The sequence below is a fragment of the Roseburia sp. AF15-21 genome (genome assembly GCF_003479505.1).
In the GTDB taxonomy this organism is placed as follows: domain Bacteria; phylum Bacillota; class Clostridia; order Lachnospirales; family Lachnospiraceae; genus Roseburia_C; species Roseburia_C amylophila.
The window spans coordinates 182,682-200,349 of record NZ_QUHG01000004.1 but is presented as its reverse complement, the minus strand read 5'-3'; the positions used below and the strand labels follow the sequence as shown (position 1 = coordinate 200,349).

The window sequence follows — 17,668 nt, the reverse complement described above, 5'->3', positions numbered from 1 at the left end:
AAATGCAAAGATATCGATGCACGAAAGATAATATCATAACACAGACCAGCGTCTGCCCGGTATGCAAGGAACGGGCGGAACTGGAAAAATCCGACATTTACTGGTGTGATACCTGTAACATTCCTTTATATCAGAAAAAATGTTCCTGTGGCAGTAAGCCAAGGAGAATGGTATCGGATATCCGCCCGGTATTTCCGGAGGAAAGATTGCTGTTAGAAATTTTGCTGAAAAAGCCATTTGCATTTTTAAAAGATTCGGTATGGAACGGCTCCGGAAATAAATATTATGTCAATGGCAAACGAATTGACTTTTCTGTAAAAGATTTAATAGAAGTAGACGCAGAAGAAGTGCGTAAGCAGTATGAGGATTTGAGAGAACAGAATACCTATCAGTATTTTGATTCCTATATAAAAAGATTCTTAGAGGAGAACCGGGAGCGTTATGAAGAGATAACCACAGAAGCGACCGGTTATATCAGAGAGAGCACGAAGAATTATAAGATTCAGGATATGTTTGTCTCTTTTTCCGGTGGAAAGGATTCCACGGTGGTATCCAGTCTTGTAATGAGGGCGTTATCAGAACCGAAGATACTTCATATTTTCGGGGATACTACATTGGAATTTCCGGAAACCATGCACTATGTGGAGCGGTTTAAGAAAGAGCATCCGAAGACACCGGTTCTGTCATCGAGAAATAAAGAAAAGAATTTTGAAGAACTGTGTGAACTGATGGGACCGCCAAGCCGTGTCATGCGCTGGTGCTGTACTATTTTTAAAACGGGAGCAATCCAGCGGAAGATAAAAGCGTTGTTTGGTGATAAAGATAAAATAATTACATTCTATGGAATCCGGAGAAGTGAGTCTGCCAGCAGAAGCAAATATGAGCGGGAGACAGAAGGCTCGAAGATTACGAAGCAGATTACGATTTCGCCGATTATTGACTGGATGGACTTTGATATCTGGCTGTATCTTCTGACTACAAAGACAGATTTCAATGACGCATATCGCTGGGGTTATACCAGAGTAGGCTGCTGGTGCTGCCCGAATAACAGTGCCTGGTCAGAATTTTTATCAAGAATTTATATGCCGGAGCAGTCAAAGCACTGGCAGGAATTGTTGATTGACTTTGCAAAACGGATTGGTAAGCCGGATGCAGAAAGTTATATCCGGGATGGCAAATGGAAAGCCAGACAGGGCGGAAATGGCGTGGAATATGCCAATAAAGCAGTGGTATCATTTAAACCCTGTGTATTGGAAGAAAACAGCTTTAATTATGAATTGCAGCGGCCGATTTCAGAAGAATTATATGAGTTATTCCGGCCGTTTGGATATATCAATAAGAATCTTGGAAATGAGCGTTTGGGAGAAGTGTTTATTACCACAAAAAATGGCAATCCAAGAATCAAATTGCAGGGACGGATTGGTAAGACTACTCTGAAGGTGACAATTTATGATATGCATCTGGATGGAGCAAAAAATCTGGAAACAGCGGAAGATAAGATAAAATGCCAGCTGACCAAATATCAGCTCTGCATGGGCTGTAAGGCCTGTGAAAGTATCTGTAAACACAATGCGATTGTTATCCGGGATGAAAAGGATGGGAGCATTTCCTATCATATTCTGGATGAAAAATGTGTCCGCTGTGGAGAGTGTGTCAACCATTATGTAGGTGGCTGTTACATCAGAAAAGTGCTGGCAACAAAACGAGGAAAAAGGGAAGAGTAAGAAGAATGGGAGCAATGATAAAAAAGATTCGACTGAAAGGTCATGAGACATTTATATTGCGGGAAGGCTGGCTGACAAAGGGACTGGCAGCAGCAGAAAAGGATGGAACGGTATTCAGTAAAAACTCCGGGGCAGATGCTTTGGGAGTCGGAACCAATATGGCAAAGGCAATCCGTTACTGGATGCAGTCGGCCGGATTCATTGGAAAAACTGAAAACAGGGCAGCCGTAAAACTGGAATTACTTGGTCAATTAGTATATCAGAAGGACCCGTATTTTGAGGATGATTTTTCCTATTGGCTGGTACATATGAATCTGGTGACAAATGCCGAGGCAGTTACAAGCTGGTATCTTTTCTTTAATACGCTGCAGGCAGAAGAATTTACAAGAACAGAACTGGAAGATTATATGCTGCGGGAATATGCAGTGGAAACGGGACGGACAGAGATACCAAGACGTTCGCTGGCAGATGATTGCAGTGCCATACTCCGGATGTATAGCAGGGATCATGTGGAGGATTACGACCCGGAGGATAAGAGCATCAGTCCTTTTGCACACCTTGGATTATTAAAGCTGGATGGTGGGAAATACCGGAAGAGCCAGCCGAATTTAAACCGGCTCAGCTCATTTGCAGTCTGGTATCTTATCGAAAAGATGTGGGAAGAAAATAAAACGAACAGCATCAGTATTGCAAGCCTTTTGGAAGATGCAAAAGGTCCGGGAAAAGTCCTGCAGTTAAAACGGGCTGCATTGAATGAATATCTGGATAAACTGGATAACTATGGCTATATCCGGCTGAACCGGACGGCAGGGCTGGATATGGTATACAAAAACGAAGAGAAAAAACGGGGACCGTATGAAGTTGCGGAACTATATTATGAAAAATAAAGGGAACGATGAAGATGAAGAGACTGAAAGATTTCGTTGAGATAGATAAAAGATTTCAAAATTCTATAAATTTGCAACTGGATTTGCAGGATGATACCAAGCTGGAAAGTTATATTCCAACCAAATCATCTTTATTAATTCTGCAAAAATATCTGAAATCCGTAATGGGACAGGAACAGGAAAAAGCAACGATTCTGATTGGACCTTATGGAAAAGGAAAATCACATTTACTGCTGGTATTGTTGCAGATTCTTTCTGCACCGGAAAATGAAAAGGTAAATGATTTGCTTCAAAGAATCAGCAAATTAGATGCAGAAACAGCAGAATTGGTGGAACAGTACCGGAGTCAGGAGAAAAAATTCCTTCCGGTTATTGTATCCAGTTCGAATATGAATCTTTCGGATGCCTTCGTCTTAGGACTGACAGAAGCATTGCAGTATGCAGGACTTAGCGACATTGTTCCGGACAGCTATTATAAGGAAGCAGAGAAGGCAGCGGATAACTGGATGGAAAATTATCCAAAGACTTATCAGAAGTTTGCAGAACTGATGCATTCAGAGCATGGTCGCTTCATTGAACAGTGGAGAAAACAGATGGATAAAATGCAGGAAGATGCCTTAGAAGCATTCCGGGAAATTTATCCGAAGGTGACCTCCGGCAGCCAGTTCCAGCCGATTGTAAATATTGAAACCATGAAGGTCTATGAGGGCATCAATCGTATTTTATGTGAAAAATACGGTTATGCAGGCATTTTCCTTGTATTTGATGAGTTCAGCAAGTATGTGGAAGGACATGAAGAGGCAACCTTTGCAAGAGATATGAAGGTATTGCAGGACATGTGTGAGCTGGCAAATTCCGGCAAAGAGGAAATTCATATCGTATGTGTTGCCCACAAGAGTATTAAGGAATATGGACATCAGTTATCAAAAAATATAAAGGATGCTTTTGATGGAGTAGAAGGAAGATTAAAAGAAGTCCGGTTCGTAGTATCTGCGAAGAATAATTTTGAACTGGTGATGGACGCCATTCATAAGGATATAGAGGAATGCAGACGTGTGGCAGCAAAAAATGCAGAGTGGAAAAAGGTGTTAGAAGATACCTATCAACTGCCTTGCATTTCTGCACTTTTTGAACAGGAAGAGTATGACACAGTAGTAAAGGAAGGCTGTTTTCCTTTGCTGCCGCTTACCGTTTATCTGTTATTAGGAGTCAGCGAAAAAGTGGCACAGAATGAACGCAGCGTGTTTACGTTTCTTGCAAATAATGAGCCGGGTTCACTGGTACGCCTGATTGAAGAAGATGAAAAGGAAGTCCATGGAATCGGTGCGGCAGTCGTTTATGATTATTTTTCCAGATTATTCCGGGAAAATACAGACCTTATCCATATTCATGCGGAATGGCTGAAGGCAGAGTATGCCCTTGGAAAGGCAGAGTATGAGGAAGAAAAAAACATTATCAAAGTAATGGCATTGCTTAAGATGATGGGAAATGAAGAAGAACTTCCGGTAAACGATGAAAGCATCTATCTGGCAAGCGGACTGGAATATGGAATTGTAAAAGAAAAATTAAAACAGTTAAAAGAAGCACAATTAATACAGTGGAGAAACCGGACTGCTTCTTATGATTTTAAAAATAATGTCGGTGTAGATATCGAAAAAAAGATTCAGGAAGAAATACAGAAACAGAAAAAAGTAAATATCGAAAAAGTGTTAGGTGAAATTGCAGAATTAGATTATGTCCTGCCAAAGCAGTATAATCAGGAATTCACCATGACCAGATATTTTCATTATGAATATAAAAAGTTAGAGCAGTTTCTTGCCTTAAAGAAGGCAGAATATCTTTTTGAAGAGAAACCCGCAGACGGAAAGATTATCGCATTGACGGATGCAGATAAGACAACAGATATGGAAAAAGTCCGGCAGCATCTGAAGGAGTTAAAGGACGAGCGAGTCGTAGTCCTCATTCCGCGAGAACCGTTAATGGAAGAAGAAAATATCCGGCGTCTGATAGCAGTCCGGCAGTTAAAAGAGGATAAGACATTTTTAGAAGAAAATGCAGTATTGCAGCAGGAATTACAGCTATATGAAGAAGATTTGATTTATGAAATCAATGCGGCATTAGAAAAGCGTTATCTTCCGGAGAATGGAAACTGCACAGTATTATGTGGAATTGTATCCAGGAATAAAAGTAAATCAGTAGGTGAATTTAACCGTACGCTCAGTAGAATCTGTGAGGAATACTATAATCTGACTCCGAAAATTAATAATGAAATGATTAACCGCAGAAAGGTGTCGTCCCAGACAAAACGTGCCAGAAGAACCATTGTAGATGCTGTTTTAAATGGAAAAGGAATGGCACAGTGGGAGAATGGTTCGGCGGCAGAAGCAACCATTTACCGGGCAACCTTACGGGCACTGGATGAAGGAAGAGCAGAAGAGGGAAGCCAGCAGGTATTACAGGAAATCATGGAATATATCAACCGCTGTGCCGGGAAAAAGCACAGTTTTTCCGAACTTTATGAAAGCCTTTCCGGAAAAGGCTATGGAGTAAGGGAAGGTATCATTCCCATTTATATTGCAAGGCAGATTGCGGAACTTGAGGATACACCGGTCATTCTTTTACAGGAGCGTGAAGTGGAGATTACGCCGGAAATATTTGACAATATAGAAGAACATCCGGAGAACTACAGCCTTTATGTGGAAAAGGAAACGGTAAATAAAGAAAAGTATATTAAGCAGTTAGAAGAAATTTTTTGCGGACAGGATACCTATCAGAGTATTGGAAAACGAAACCGGCTTTATGAATTGGTACGAGCAATGCAACGGTGGTACAGAAGTCTGCCGCAGATTGCTGTTTCCTTTCAGACCTGCCCGGAAGGCATGGATGAGGAAGCTTATGTATTTATCAAGGGGCTTCGTAAGATTCTTAAAAATATGGAGCCGAACCCAAGGGAAATGCTGTTTGAACAGCTTCCAGGACTGGTAGAGAAAAAGAATTTAAAGGAAACGGCACGGCAAATCAAAGAGGGAAAAGAATATTTAGATACCTTCCTTTTTAAGAAAAATGAGCAGGCAATAGAAGTCACAAAGAAAATCTATGGCGCAGCAAAAGAAGACAGTCTTTCCGGTGTTTTGAAGGCATGGTATGAGGAGCAGGGAAAGGCGGCAAAGAGTTTTCTAGCCAGCAATCAGGTGACGGCATTGATGGGCTATTTATCCAGAATGCAGACCCACAATGAACAGGAAATTGTAGAACATCTTTCCAAGGCAGTTCTTGATATTTATATGGAAGACTGGCGGGATGAGTCCTTGAAGCAGTATGAAGAAGAGCTTGCCCGGTTAAAGGCAGAGATTGAACACATCGGAATGGAACAGAGTGAGTCCGGCAGCAGGCAGATGATAGAATTTACCGGAAGTGATGGAAAAAAGGTAAAGAAATTCTATGAAGCAGAGGATGACAGCACCAGTTATTTCCTGAAAAATGCCATGGAAGAAGCTATGGAGGAATTCGGAGACAGTCTGGAAGTGAACCAGAAGGTAGCAGTACTGGTTCAGATGATAGAGAAACTGACGAAGTAGCAAGGAGTTGTAGTTATGAATACAGAAGAAATTATTTATCTTGACAATGCAGCAACAACATATCCAAAACCGGAAACGGTATATACAGAAATGGACCGGGTCAACCGCAGCCTTGCATTTAATGCTGGGAGGGGTTCTTATGCCCTTGCAAAAGAGGCAGATGAAATTATCGCAGAAACAAGAGAAGCGCTGCTTGATTTAGGGCATGCAAAAGAGGAAGCAGAGGTGGTTTTATCCGCCTCTGCTACTGTTGCTTTCAATCAGATCATTGGCGGAATGGACTGGAAGGAATCGGATGTGGTTTATGTCAGCCCTTATGAGCATAATGCAGTGGTTCGCCCGCTGGATTTATGGAAAGAGCGGATTGGATTTACCATAATAGAGCTTCCACTGGAAAAAGAATCCTTAAAAATTGATTTGGAAAAAATGGAATATCTTTTTACGGAGCAGCCGCCAACTCACATCTTTCTGTCACAGGTCAGCAATGTGACAGGTTATATACTCCCCATCGAAGAAATATGCAAAATTGCAAAGAAATATGATGCAATCACAGTAATCGATGCATCACAGTCCCTTGGACTAACAGAGCTTGATATGCGAAAAGTTCCGGCAGATATTGTAGCATTTGCCGGTCATAAAAATCTTTATGGTCCATTCGGAACAGGAGGATTTTTCTTAAGACATGGCATAAAGCTGAAGGTTTTTCTGGCAGGCGGAACCGGCAGTGATTCCTTGAATCCGAAGATGCCATTAGAAAGCCCTGCCCGTTATGAGGCAGCCAGTCCGAATATTGTAGCAATAGCAGGACTTCGTGCAGCTCTCATGGAGATAAAGGCAGCCGGAACAGCAAACTGGCTGGCACATGAACAACAGTTGACTGATAAATTAATTGCGCAGCTAAAACGGATTCCTGGCGTGAAACTATATGGAGATTTCGGGCAGGACAAAGTCGGAATTGTTCCTTTTCATATCCGGGGCTATCAGGCAGCCGAGGTGGGCATGCTTTTGGACACAGACTATGGAATTGCCGTAAGAACCGGATATCACTGTGCACCACTGATACATAAGCATTTAAAGGATGAAGCTTTCGGCGGCATCGTCCGGGTCGGAATCGGAAGATATACCACGGAGAAAGAGATAGATACACTGGTTGCCGCCGTCGGGGAACTGGCGGAGTAGGAGGAAGAAGATGGAGAATGAAGTTATGAGATCTCATATGATGAAATTTTCCTTGGAAGATTTAAAAAGTTTTCTTGGAGAAGATCTTGTGGAATCTTTACTTGAATGGAATACAGGGAGTGAAGCCCTGCTTACGAAGAAAAGATTGGTTGATATGATCATGTGCATCTATGGGGTGAATATTTTAAAGAGTAAGGAATTCAGACATCATATTTTGAGTACCTTTCAAAAAGAAGATATTCTGGATTTTCGTGTAGAATTGCCTGAAAAATATAGAACCTGTGAGGATCCGGAACTGATTATAGATGTAGTAGCGAAGAAAAACTGGCGTGAAAGCCAGATAAATAATCATGTACTTCATTTGTTGAACTATTCGGAAAAAGATATTTTTCAGGAACAAAGTGTAGAGGAAGTTTCATCTGAAAAAATTGCATCATATGATAAGTTTTATGAATTGTTGGATTATCAATATATTATTCGCCAGAGAGCACTTAATATACTGACTTCAGAATATAAACAAAGACGTTTTTTAATACATATGCCGACCGGAACAGGAAAAACCAAGACGGCAACGCATATCATATGTCATCACTATAATTATAATTTAAAGAAACAGGGATTAATTGTCTGGATAGCACATACAACAGAATTGTTGCAGCAGGCATATGATACCTTTGTTAATGTTTGGAAGAACATAGGAAATGGAGAAATTTCAACGTATAAACTTTGGGGAGAACATAATATAGAAGCTATTCCGGAAGATATGTCTGGTTTTATGGTCTGTGGAATACAAAAATTGCAGTCTATGAAGGAAAATCAACCGGACAAATTTCAGAAGCTTGTAAATGCTACCAGATTAGTTGTATATGATGAGGCACATAAAGCAGCAGCTCAGGAGACGAGAAATGTAATTGAACATTTTATGCGTAGAACGGGAGAAATGAAGGACTGTGCGTTGATGGGATTATCGGCAACGCCGGGCAGAACAACAGAAATGAGTTTTGAAAATGATTTGTTAGCATCGACGTTTGGAAACAAAATCATATCCATTGATACGAAAGTTATGAATGAAGTGAATATGTCCAGGCAGGAAGCTCTTAATGCTGAAGTGGAAAAAGACATTATCCGTTATTTTCAAAACAGAGGTGTACTGGCAAAGATAAAGAAGAAAGAGCTTACATATGCAGAAAAATTAACAGATGAAGAACTGTCAAAGATAAAAGTAATAGCCACGAAGAATGGTTATTCCGATTTTTCACCTGCAGCACTTAATGTGATTGGAAAAAATAAGAGTAGAAATTTGAGGATTATGCAGGAATTAAGAGCGCTAAATCAATCACAGACGCCTACAATCGTTTTTGCGTGTTCTGTAAAACATGGACAATTACTTTCTTCTATGCTTACTTTGGAAGATATACCTAATGCATTGGTAATCGGAGAGATGTCAGCAACTGAGAGAAGAGAAGCAATCCAGAAGTTTAAAGATACAAAAAATGATATGAATATTTTGATTAATTATGAAGTGCTGACAACAGGGTTTGATGCAACAAATATTGAATGTGTTTTTATTGCAAGGCCAACACAATCGGTAGTTCTATATAGCCAGATGTTAGGACGCGGGCTTCGTGGACCACAGATGGGCGGAAAAAAGGAATGCTTATTAATAGATGTAAAAGACAATTTGAATCAGTTTAATGAAAATATGGCATTTTCACACTTTAATAATTATTGGAATGCATAGGAGGAAAAGTTATGGCAAAAGACATATTTGTAATTCAGACAATGGGAGATGCACTGAGAAATACGGGTTATAAAAATATTGAATGTGCAATGGCAGAAATTATTGATAACTCTATTCAGGCAGAGGCAAAAGATATTTTAATAATTGTATCGGAAGAATATAATCCTGAAACAGGAAGAAATAATATTAAAGAAATCGGATTCCTGGATAATGGAAAAGGAATGGAGCAGTTAGAACTGGAAAGCTGTCTTGGAATTGGATATTCCACAAGAACTGACAGAAAAGGAATGGGAAGATTTGGCGTTGGTTTGCCACAGGCTTCTTTATATGCATGCCCATCAGTTGATGTGTACTCCTGGCAGAATGGATATGATAATTGCAAGAAAGTATTTTTGGACATAAATAAAGTAAAGGATGGAGAACAAACCGTATTGGAAGATCCGGTACAAAGTGAGATTCCTTCAAAATATAAGAAGTATTTAACCTATAAAATGCAGGGGCAGAATGATGCTGTAAAAGAGTACAATTTTATGGAGAGTGGCACATTTGTATTGTGGAAAAACTGTGATAGAGTAGTGCCTAAAACAGTATCATTTCTGTTTAAAAAATTGGAATTTGCATTAGGACAAAAGTTCAGATATTTTATTCATGATGGAATCTGTAATATCAGTTTAATTCATCATGAAAATCAGGATAATTCAAAAAGAATAATGCCAAATGATCCGCTGTTTCTCATGAAACCAAATTATGTATTGGGAAATCCTGCAACACCGGAAAATATCTGTCCAGGCGATAATATAAATTACACAGAAAGTATTTTTGAACCTTATACAGATGAGAAGCATACAGATGGAGTTATTTATTTTCCTATTCAATATATTGATAAGATAACAGGAGAAACAAAGGAACACAACATTGAAATTCGTTTTTCAAAAGTAAAAAAGGAATTTTATGACAAGACAGCAGTAGCAGGAGATCCGGGTGGAAAGCCATTAGGAAGCTATGTAAAAAAATTGGAAGGAATATCAATTGTACGGGCAAATAGAGAAATTGATTTTGGACAGTTCGATTTTTATGAAAATATTAATCAGCCGCAACATAGGTGGTGGGGCTGCGAAATTAAATTTGATCCTGTTCTGGATGAAGCGTTTGGAGTGGCAAATAACAAGCAGTTTGTCGAATTGAGAAAGATAGATAAAGATGATTATTTGGATGAGCCTGTAAAACCGGTATGGGTACAGTTGTATAGCATAATTCATCCTACAATAGAACGGATGTATAAAGAAAATAAGAAGACCAGAGAAAATACAAGGTCTTCAAAGGATATAGATTCTCCGACAACGAAAATAATAAATAAAGTAGAAGAAAGTGAAATACCGAATGAGGAAAGTGAATCCGCAGAGGTAAGAAGAACTACTTCCAAAGAGGAATTATACGAAAAGAGCAAACAACAGTTAGAAGAGAGAGGGGTTATAGATCCTCAGCAGGAAGAAATCGTAAATAATCTTAAAAATCAGGTTAATATAGACTATCAGAATATGGGAAAACTGGCAGCTTTATTTGACTATTCATTTGGTTTGGGAAACTGTTATGTAAAGTTTAATATGGATCATATTTTTTATAAGACATTTCTTGAAGATTTGATAAAATCAAATGATGCAAAGGTGGCATTTGAACTTTTTGTGGCATCCTTAGTTAAGGCAATTGATGAGACTAATCGCAGACAGGAAGATGAGAATGATAATCTTATTGCTACATGGAATGAAAGATTAAGAAAATATATCAATGCACAACATGGAAGTTTGAAATAGCAGGTGATAACGTGAGTATCTTAATATCTGATGAAATAAAGAAATGTATCTATAAGGAATTACAAAGTTGTCATCAATCCATTGTAGTTATTACTGCGTTCTGCAAGCAAAATGCACTTGAGTTTATGCAGAAAAATTGTAATGAGACAATAAAGGATAAGACGTTAATTGTGCGTTTTCAATTAAAAGATATTATTAATGGTGCAACTGATTTGCAAATTTATGAGTATTGTAAATCACATGAATGGAAAATGTATGCTTATTTTGATTTGCATGCAAAAATGTATATATTTGATGATAAGAATGGAGTGATAGGAAGCGTAAATTTAACAAATAAAGGAATACTGCTGGAAGAAGGCGGTAATCTTGAAATGGCTGAAAAATGTGAAGTGGATGAAACAGATATACAAAGAGTAAACTGTCTTATAAAAGGCTCCGTGGAAATGGATGACCGAATATATAGTATTATGAAGGCAGAAGCATTAGACAAGATGAAAAATAGAACTTCTTCTGAGTTGGGCTGGTCAAAAAGGATTACCGACTTGTTTCGTCCGGTAGAAAACATGTTATTCGTAAATGATTTTCCGGAATATGATACAGCGAAGGAAAGCTTAGGGCAGAAAATAGAATTTCTGGAAATGAGTAAAGGAGAATCATTAACTGAAATACAGCAAGCATTTTCGTTATGCAGAGCATACCGATGGCTCTTAGAATTATTGCAGAAACATGGTGGTGAAATGTATTTTGGTGAAATTACGGTAGAATTACATAGTGCATTAGTAAATGATCCAAAGCCATATCGAAAAGATGTAAAAGTACTTCTGGCAAGATTGTTAGAGTGGACACAGGAGTTGGAATGCAAAGAAGTCATTGTGGACAGACCGAGGCATTCGCAACGGGTGAGATTGAGCCAGAAAGTGAATTAGAATATTTAAATAGTATTTTTAATAGACTACACATTTTGAATGAATTTTCAAGGTGTGTAGTTTTTTTGGGTCGAAAAATGTAGATGGAATTCATGGAAGTGGAAATCTTTGCCACAATGTTAAGTGGTGAACTTAAATTATTTTTGATTTTGTGCTTGTGTAGCAGGAATGAAGGAACTTCTCTTATATGGTTATTTATGGTATCATATAAGAGAAGTAGTACTATATAATCAGAAAGAAACAAATAACCTTGATTACAGGAGGTATGGCAATGAGAAATTGGATGGATTTAAATGGCGATGGAGAAATAGATAGCTCAGAAATGATGTTTGCAGGAGAAATGCTTTGCACTAGCAGGGAAGAACATGAAGTATTATTTGGAGATGCCGGAGACTTCGAGGATGACGCAAAGGATGATTTGTATGAGAAAGAATTCATTTGGACAGGGACTGGCAATATTCCTTGTAATAATAGGCGTTCTGTTTGTAATAGGTTCCATAGGTGAAGCAAGTGAGCCTAAGTGCATTAAGGCAGGATGTGATAATAAGCAGGCAAGTGGAAGCAGCTATTGTTATTTGCATAAACCATATACGGGAAGCAGTACATCCCATAGCAGTTCATCATATAGCAATAAATCGTCTGGCAGTACTTCTAAGAGCAGTACAAGTAACTCTGGTTCAAGTAGCAGTTACAATAATAAATCAAATTCTACAAACAAGTCATCATATAGCAGTGGTACAAAGAAAAGTACAACGACAAAGAAGAGTACATATGACTCTTATGATGATGGCTATGATGATATCTATATGGATGACGATTATGACTATGACAGATATGACAGAGACAGCGATTATGCAGATGGTGTAGATGATGCAATGGATGAGTATGGAGAAGATTGGTAATGCTGACAAAGTTTTACGGAAAGGAGACCACTATGGAAGAACTTTATTTTACCATCAGGAGTTTTCAGTTAAGAACCAATACTTGAATCACCACACCATACTTCATTTATGTGAGGTCTTTCATAGCGGCGCATATCCTGATTGCTGGTTGTTTTGAGCTTAAGAGCCAGGAGATTAATATATCTGTTAACCGTGGATTCAGATACATCCCCTTTTTTGATGCTTCCGTTTTCATGAAGCTGTCTGTAGATAGCAGAAAGTCTGATGATGTTATCGTTCCAAGCGTACCTAAAACCGGAAAGGCAAGGTAAGTGCTTATGACAGATAAAGAGAAAAGGTACTGGGCATATTTTCTGAATGGAGGGCGATTCATCTTATGGTGGATTGCTCTTTTTGTCGTTTTGCTTGAAAAAGTAAAAAAATTCCAGGTATATTTTTTTGAGAAAAGCAAAATATATTAATGGCACTAAAATAATAATAGTGCCGAAAAAATATTGACAAATATGAAAAGAGATATTACGCTATTCATATATTTCCGGCACTTGGCTGGGTGAAGTGCCGGAAAAATAATTGGAGGTGATATCACGATGACTGAAGAAATTTATTTCAGGGGTGTTCATAATGTGACGGAATTTACGCGCAATGAATTATTCGTCTCTTTTCGTCAGGGAGGATATCAATTAAGTGAAGCTTCGTTCTACAAAAAGGTTGAAGATATGGTCAATGATGGTGAGATAGTAAGGGTGGGACGTAATCATTATTGTTTGCCGAATGATAAGCGGCAGGTGTACCGTCATGACTATTCGGAATTGGCGGAAGAAGTGGCATTGCAACTAGAGGAACAATATCCATATTTGAATTTTACAATATTTGAATTTGTTCAAATGAATGATTTCGTAAATCATTTAGTGGCTCATAATGTTATATTCCTATCAGTAGAATCAGATATTATGGAATTTGTTTTTGATACATTAAAGGAGAAATATCCTGGAAAAGTGCTTATCAATCCAACGGCAGATATCTACCATCAGTATTGGTCGGATAACATGATTGTAATTGTAAAGCTTATAACAGAAGCACCAAAAGGACAGGAAAAATCGTGGCATACAAGATTGGAGAAGCTATTAGTAGACATTATGTCAGAACCGTTACTTCTGGCATCTATAAGTGAGTCAGAATATCCGGGTGTATATATGGATGCTTTTGCAAGATACTATATTGATGAAAATTGTTTGTTTCGATATGCAAATCGAAGAAAGAGCGCAAAGAAAATAAAGAAACTGCTACATGATAAAACGGATATTATATTAAAAACAAAGGAATAGGTGCAAATGCTTTTGAAAGAAAATTTTAGTGAGGAATATATTCGCAGTCTACAAAAGGACAGCAAGAGAGATCCGGTGCTTTTAGAACGTACTGTATATGCTTTTGGACTTCTTGAAGCTTTGGCAAGGGTGAGGATGCCATTTATTTTTAAAGGTGGTACCTGCCTTATGATGCTAATGGATAAGCCACGTCGATTATCTACAGATATTGATATTATTGTGGAACCAGGGACTGATTTGGATGATTACTTAGAAAAAGCATCTGCTATATTTCCATTTCAGATGGTGGAAGAACAGAAGAGAGTCGGAAAAAACAATATAGAAAAGCGGCATTTTAAATTTACTTATGATTCACCAATTAACAATAAACAATTTTATATATTATTGGATGTGCTATTTGAAAATAATCATTATGCAGAAGTTGAGACAAAGGAAATAAGAAATGATTTACTACTGACGGAAGAAGAGTATCTAACAGTTAAAATTCCGAGTGCAGATTGTATTCTTGCAGATAAACTGACTGCATTTGCTCCTCATACGACAGGTGTCGAACTTAATAAAGGTAAGGATATGGAAGTAATGAAGCAGCTTTATGACGTGTGTTCTTTAATAGAGGTTTTTAAAGAATGCGATGTTGTAAAGCGTACATATGAACCGATTGCGTTGGCGGAGATTGCATACCGTGGAATAAATGCAACACCAACGGACTGCTTATGGGATAGCTTTGAGTCAGCTTTATGTATTGCGTCACGAGGCAAGGTCGGAGCAGAGGAGTATCCGATATATGTTAAAGGTATACGTGACTTACGTGGACATATTTATGCAGAAAACTATAGTCCGGAAATTGCAGCAGGGAGAGCAACCATGGTTATGTACATGGTAATGTGTTTGTTGACAGATACAGAGTTTGAAAAGGTGAGGGACTTCCGGGAATATGCCAATCATAAATTAGTGCATGAAAAGTTATTGACTCTTCGTTACTTGAAAAAGGCAAATCCAGAGGCCTATGCTTATGTGGTGAAGACTGATGAGATAATGAAATAAAATGATACTTGAAGAATTAATATCAAAAGCTAATCTTTGAATAAATATTTTTTGAATTTAAGTGACTCTTGACACATTTTCCCCGTCTATTAGGGTGAAAGGCCTTAATACAAAGGAGGAGAAGCCTATGGATGATAAACAGATATTAGATTTATATTGGGAGCGCTCCGAAGCTGCTATATCCGAAACTTCAAAAAAATACGGAAAGTATTGCAGATACATAGCCTTTAATATTCTTCACAATGACGAAGACAGCGAGGAATGTGTAAATGATACTTATTTAAGAGCTTGGAACAGCATACCGCCTAACCGTCCATCTGTTCTAAAAACTTTTTTAGGGAAGATTACTCGCAACTTATCTTTGGACAGGTACGAACTGCTCAATGCAAAGAAACGTAATGGCGGGCAAATGCCATTGATTTTTGATGAAATACAAGAGTGCATACCATCGTTGGATAGTACAGAAAACATTGTTGAAGAAATTGCTCTAACGGATATTCTCAACCGCTTTCTTTCTTCCCTGTCATTAGAACAGCGAAAAATCTTTATGAGAAGATATTGGTATTTATCGCCCATTAAAGAAATTGCAACGGAATATGGTATGAGCGAGAGCAAAATCAAGATGTCATTATTTCGTTCAAGGAACGAACTCAAAAAATTGTTAGAGAAAGAAGGTATCTCTGTATGAAAGAAAAGAAACTTTTAAGGGCATTGGGAAATGTCGATAATCAGTATATTAAAGAAGCTGAACCTATGAAAAAAACAAGTAAAATAACTAATCGGCAAAAATGGGTGTCTGTTGCTGCTTGCTTCGTACTCGTTGCTGTGATTGGAGTGGGAGTTTTTCAAAGCAAACTGTTTGGTACAAAAAACGATATTGCCACGCTGGATAGTGGAGAAACAATTACTTTTGTTAAAAATGACTTATCACAATCTTCAATTGACTTAAATGTAACAACAAGACCTTTGAGCGATGCTGAAATTGAAATGCTTTTTGCAGACTTGCCTGTTACCGCAGATGCTTACTTTGATGCTGACAATCATAATATTCTGGGTTTTGAGGGAAAAATTGGTGATACAAGAATGGTAGTTTCTAAACAGGGTGTAAATCTATTAGATACTATCATTGATGGAAATACAATCACTTCAAGTGTAGACGGCGTTGATATCAATGCAGGATATTTCATAACAAAGTCAAATAGTCAAGGTATCAAAACCGTAATATATTATGCAACCTTTGATATGGGAGAGAACACTATTTATGTAGAGTATTCTGGCACTGAAAATGAAAGTGAAACTGTAAAGAACAACTTGGTAGACACAATTTTGCAGTTGATTGAGAACGGTGCATTTGATTTGAGCCAAATCCAAGAATAATCTGCAAATTTGTACGATAAGGCAAAGCTAACAGCATTGCATATTATGGAACGGTGTGCATTGTGCTGCTTGGATTAATGTGGAGTATAGTCATGGAATTGAAGCAGGAATTAAAAGAAGACCTTTTGGGGTTTCCACAGGAACATTGGCTTGTTCCGTGTTCTAATAGTTCAAGATATAACAAGGTGTTTCGTTTTATATGGTTAGTAGGCGTCGTTTTAAGAACGATATTTTTATTAATGATTAAAAGGGGGATGAGTCTTTGATAAAAGTTATATTTTATTTTTTGCTTGTAAGTATAGGAGCAGGTTTGGTGCAGATGAAAATACCGCTGTTTGGTGGTCATGGCAAGCGGTGGGAAGAACAAAATTATGCACAGCGGTTTGGCGGTATCTTTTTTCCGGCATTCATTGCGCTTGTAGTTATCTTTTTATTTAATGAGTATAAGACGGCTCAATTACCCACTTTGAATGAAGAAATGCTGATGAATGGAGCGGAGTATTGTTTGGTAACTGATCTGAATGAGATAGGAGATGCGGATTATGCTTATGAGATAAAAAGCGGAAGCTCACAAGAGGAGATTTGTGGAATTATATCAAGTATATGTATAGACTTAAAAAGGGAAGATGATTTGGTAAATGCCAGATATGAAAACGGAGAATATATTATCATCAGCAATGGCATAACAATAGGACGGGCTGTCATAAATGACAAAGCAACAACAGATTTGTTGAAAATATACTTTTGCGACTAACAGTGGATGAGCGTTTCTGTGTAACTTTAGGCGAGAATATCAAAAAATTTTCGTTCTGTTCACATTAACTGCTATATATTCGTTGAAGAATTTGCTATAAAATAAGTGGTTAAGGATACCTGTTAGCCCATAACACGAAAGGCGATGTTATGTATGCGTATGTAAGCTCAGTAACAATTCTGTCTTTCTGCTAACGACAAGGCTTCCTATGACGTGACGTAGATTATAAAAGATATTAAAGAATGGATTACATCATGGAACGAGTAGTACAATTTTTAAAAGAAGCAAGACAGTCTATGCTTGATGCTTATCCTTCTTTAACTATGGAAAAGTAAGAGGATTGCGTGATGTAATAGATTATCGTACAATGGATTATTATCAAAGAAGATATATGGCAGGAAAGGAACAGCAAACCAACCA

13 protein-coding genes and 1 pseudogene are annotated in these 17,668 nt (G+C 38.0%); 13 read left to right on the top strand and 1 reads right to left on the bottom strand.

Going from position 1 to position 17,668, the window contains the following annotated elements; all coding sequences use genetic code 11:
- Positions 1–2: 2 nt before the first annotated feature.
- The 8 genes from DWW33_RS07920 (at position 3) to DWW33_RS07885 (ending at position 12,748) form a co-directional block, all read left to right on the top strand.
- Entirely contained in the window at positions 3–1,724 is a 1,722-nt protein-coding gene (locus tag DWW33_RS07920) for a phosphoadenosine phosphosulfate reductase domain-containing protein (protein WP_118639223.1), read from the top strand.
- 5 nt (positions 1,725–1,729) lie between these two features.
- Complete coding sequence (locus tag DWW33_RS07915; protein WP_158577466.1) at positions 1,730–2,611, top strand: DUF4007 family protein; 882 nt, start codon at positions 1,730–1,732, stop codon at positions 2,609–2,611.
- A gap of 14 nt (positions 2,612–2,625) precedes the next feature.
- Positions 2,626–6,189, top strand: a complete 3,564-nt coding sequence (locus tag DWW33_RS07910) for a hypothetical protein (protein WP_118639221.1) — start codon at positions 2,626–2,628, stop codon at positions 6,187–6,189.
- Positions 6,190–6,204: 15 nt separating this feature from the next.
- Positions 6,205–7,368: an aminotransferase class V-fold PLP-dependent enzyme gene (locus tag DWW33_RS07905; protein WP_118639220.1), complete on the top strand. Its 1,164-nt coding sequence runs from the start codon at positions 6,205–6,207 to the stop codon at positions 7,366–7,368.
- Positions 7,369–7,378: 10 nt separating this feature from the next.
- Entirely contained in the window at positions 7,379–9,109 is a 1,731-nt protein-coding gene (locus DWW33_RS07900; RefSeq protein ID WP_118087734.1) for a DEAD/DEAH box helicase, read from the top strand.
- Between the two features lie 11 nt (positions 9,110–9,120).
- Positions 9,121–10,920: an ATP-binding protein gene (locus DWW33_RS07895; protein ID WP_118087733.1), complete on the top strand. Its 1,800-nt coding sequence runs from the start codon at positions 9,121–9,123 to the stop codon at positions 10,918–10,920.
- 11 nt (positions 10,921–10,931) lie between these two features.
- On the top strand, positions 10,932–11,846 hold the full coding sequence (locus DWW33_RS07890; RefSeq protein ID WP_158577465.1) for a phospholipase D-like domain-containing protein: 915 nt from the start codon (positions 10,932–10,934) through the stop codon (positions 11,844–11,846).
- Positions 11,847–12,268: 422 nt separating this feature from the next.
- Positions 12,269–12,748, top strand: a complete 480-nt coding sequence (locus DWW33_RS07885; protein ID WP_199534303.1) for a hypothetical protein — start codon at positions 12,269–12,271, stop codon at positions 12,746–12,748.
- Positions 12,749–12,822: 74 nt separating this feature from the next.
- Here the strand turns inward: DWW33_RS07885 and DWW33_RS16315 are convergent.
- Positions 12,823–13,005: pseudogene (locus DWW33_RS16315) on the bottom strand (IS481 family transposase); the annotation flags it as partial.
- 330 nt (positions 13,006–13,335) lie between these two features.
- On the opposite strand from DWW33_RS16315, the gene DWW33_RS07875 reads away from it, so the two are divergent.
- The 5 genes from DWW33_RS07875 to DWW33_RS07850 all read left to right on the top strand — a co-directional run bounded on the left by DWW33_RS07875 (position 13,336) and on the right by DWW33_RS07850 (position 17,248).
- Complete coding sequence (locus DWW33_RS07875) at positions 13,336–14,073, top strand: DUF6577 family protein (RefSeq protein ID WP_117698008.1); 738 nt, start codon at positions 13,336–13,338, stop codon at positions 14,071–14,073.
- Positions 14,074–14,079: 6 nt separating this feature from the next.
- Entirely contained in the window at positions 14,080–15,117 is a 1,038-nt protein-coding gene (locus DWW33_RS07870; RefSeq protein WP_117698009.1) for a nucleotidyl transferase AbiEii/AbiGii toxin family protein, read from the top strand.
- A gap of 127 nt (positions 15,118–15,244) precedes the next feature.
- Positions 15,245–15,805 carry an RNA polymerase sigma factor gene (locus DWW33_RS07865; RefSeq protein WP_022243687.1) on the top strand — a complete coding sequence of 187 codons (561 nt, stop codon included), beginning with the start codon at positions 15,245–15,247 and terminating at the stop codon, positions 15,803–15,805.
- Positions 15,802–16,494 carry a hypothetical protein gene (locus tag DWW33_RS07860; protein WP_117698010.1) on the top strand — a complete coding sequence of 231 codons (693 nt, stop codon included), beginning with the start codon at positions 15,802–15,804 and terminating at the stop codon, positions 16,492–16,494. Before DWW33_RS07865 ends, DWW33_RS07860 begins: the two co-directional genes overlap by 4 nt.
- A 319-nt stretch (positions 16,495–16,813) precedes the next feature.
- Positions 16,814–17,248: a hypothetical protein gene (locus DWW33_RS07850; RefSeq protein ID WP_227710007.1), complete on the top strand. Its 435-nt coding sequence runs from the start codon at positions 16,814–16,816 to the stop codon at positions 17,246–17,248.
- Positions 17,249–17,668: the final 420 nt, after the last annotated feature.

Coding starts and splice junctions, on each gene's coding strand:
- DWW33_RS07910 (WP_118639221.1), top strand. CDS start 2,626: ATGAAGAGACTGAAAGATTTCGTTGAGATAGATAAAAGATTTCAAAAT.
- DWW33_RS07915 (WP_158577466.1), top strand. CDS start 1,730: ATGGGAGCAATGATAAAAAAGATTCGACTGAAAGGTCATGAGACATTT.
- DWW33_RS07900 (WP_118087734.1), top strand. CDS start 7,379: ATGGAGAATGAAGTTATGAGATCTCATATGATGAAATTTTCCTTGGAA.
- DWW33_RS07875 (WP_117698008.1), top strand. CDS start 13,336: ATGACTGAAGAAATTTATTTCAGGGGTGTTCATAATGTGACGGAATTT.
- DWW33_RS07860 (WP_117698010.1), top strand. CDS start 15,802: ATGAAAGAAAAGAAACTTTTAAGGGCATTGGGAAATGTCGATAATCAG.
- DWW33_RS07850 (WP_227710007.1), top strand. CDS start 16,814: ATGAAAATACCGCTGTTTGGTGGTCATGGCAAGCGGTGGGAAGAACAA.
- DWW33_RS07865 (WP_022243687.1), top strand. CDS start 15,245: ATGGATGATAAACAGATATTAGATTTATATTGGGAGCGCTCCGAAGCT.
- DWW33_RS07885 (WP_199534303.1), top strand. CDS start 12,269: ATGAGAAAGAATTCATTTGGACAGGGACTGGCAATATTCCTTGTAATA.
- DWW33_RS07920 (WP_118639223.1), top strand. CDS start 3: ATGCAAAGATATCGATGCACGAAAGATAATATCATAACACAGACCAGC.
- DWW33_RS07905 (WP_118639220.1), top strand. CDS start 6,205: ATGAATACAGAAGAAATTATTTATCTTGACAATGCAGCAACAACATAT.
- DWW33_RS07895 (WP_118087733.1), top strand. CDS start 9,121: ATGGCAAAAGACATATTTGTAATTCAGACAATGGGAGATGCACTGAGA.
- DWW33_RS07870 (WP_117698009.1), top strand. CDS start 14,080: ATGCTTTTGAAAGAAAATTTTAGTGAGGAATATATTCGCAGTCTACAA.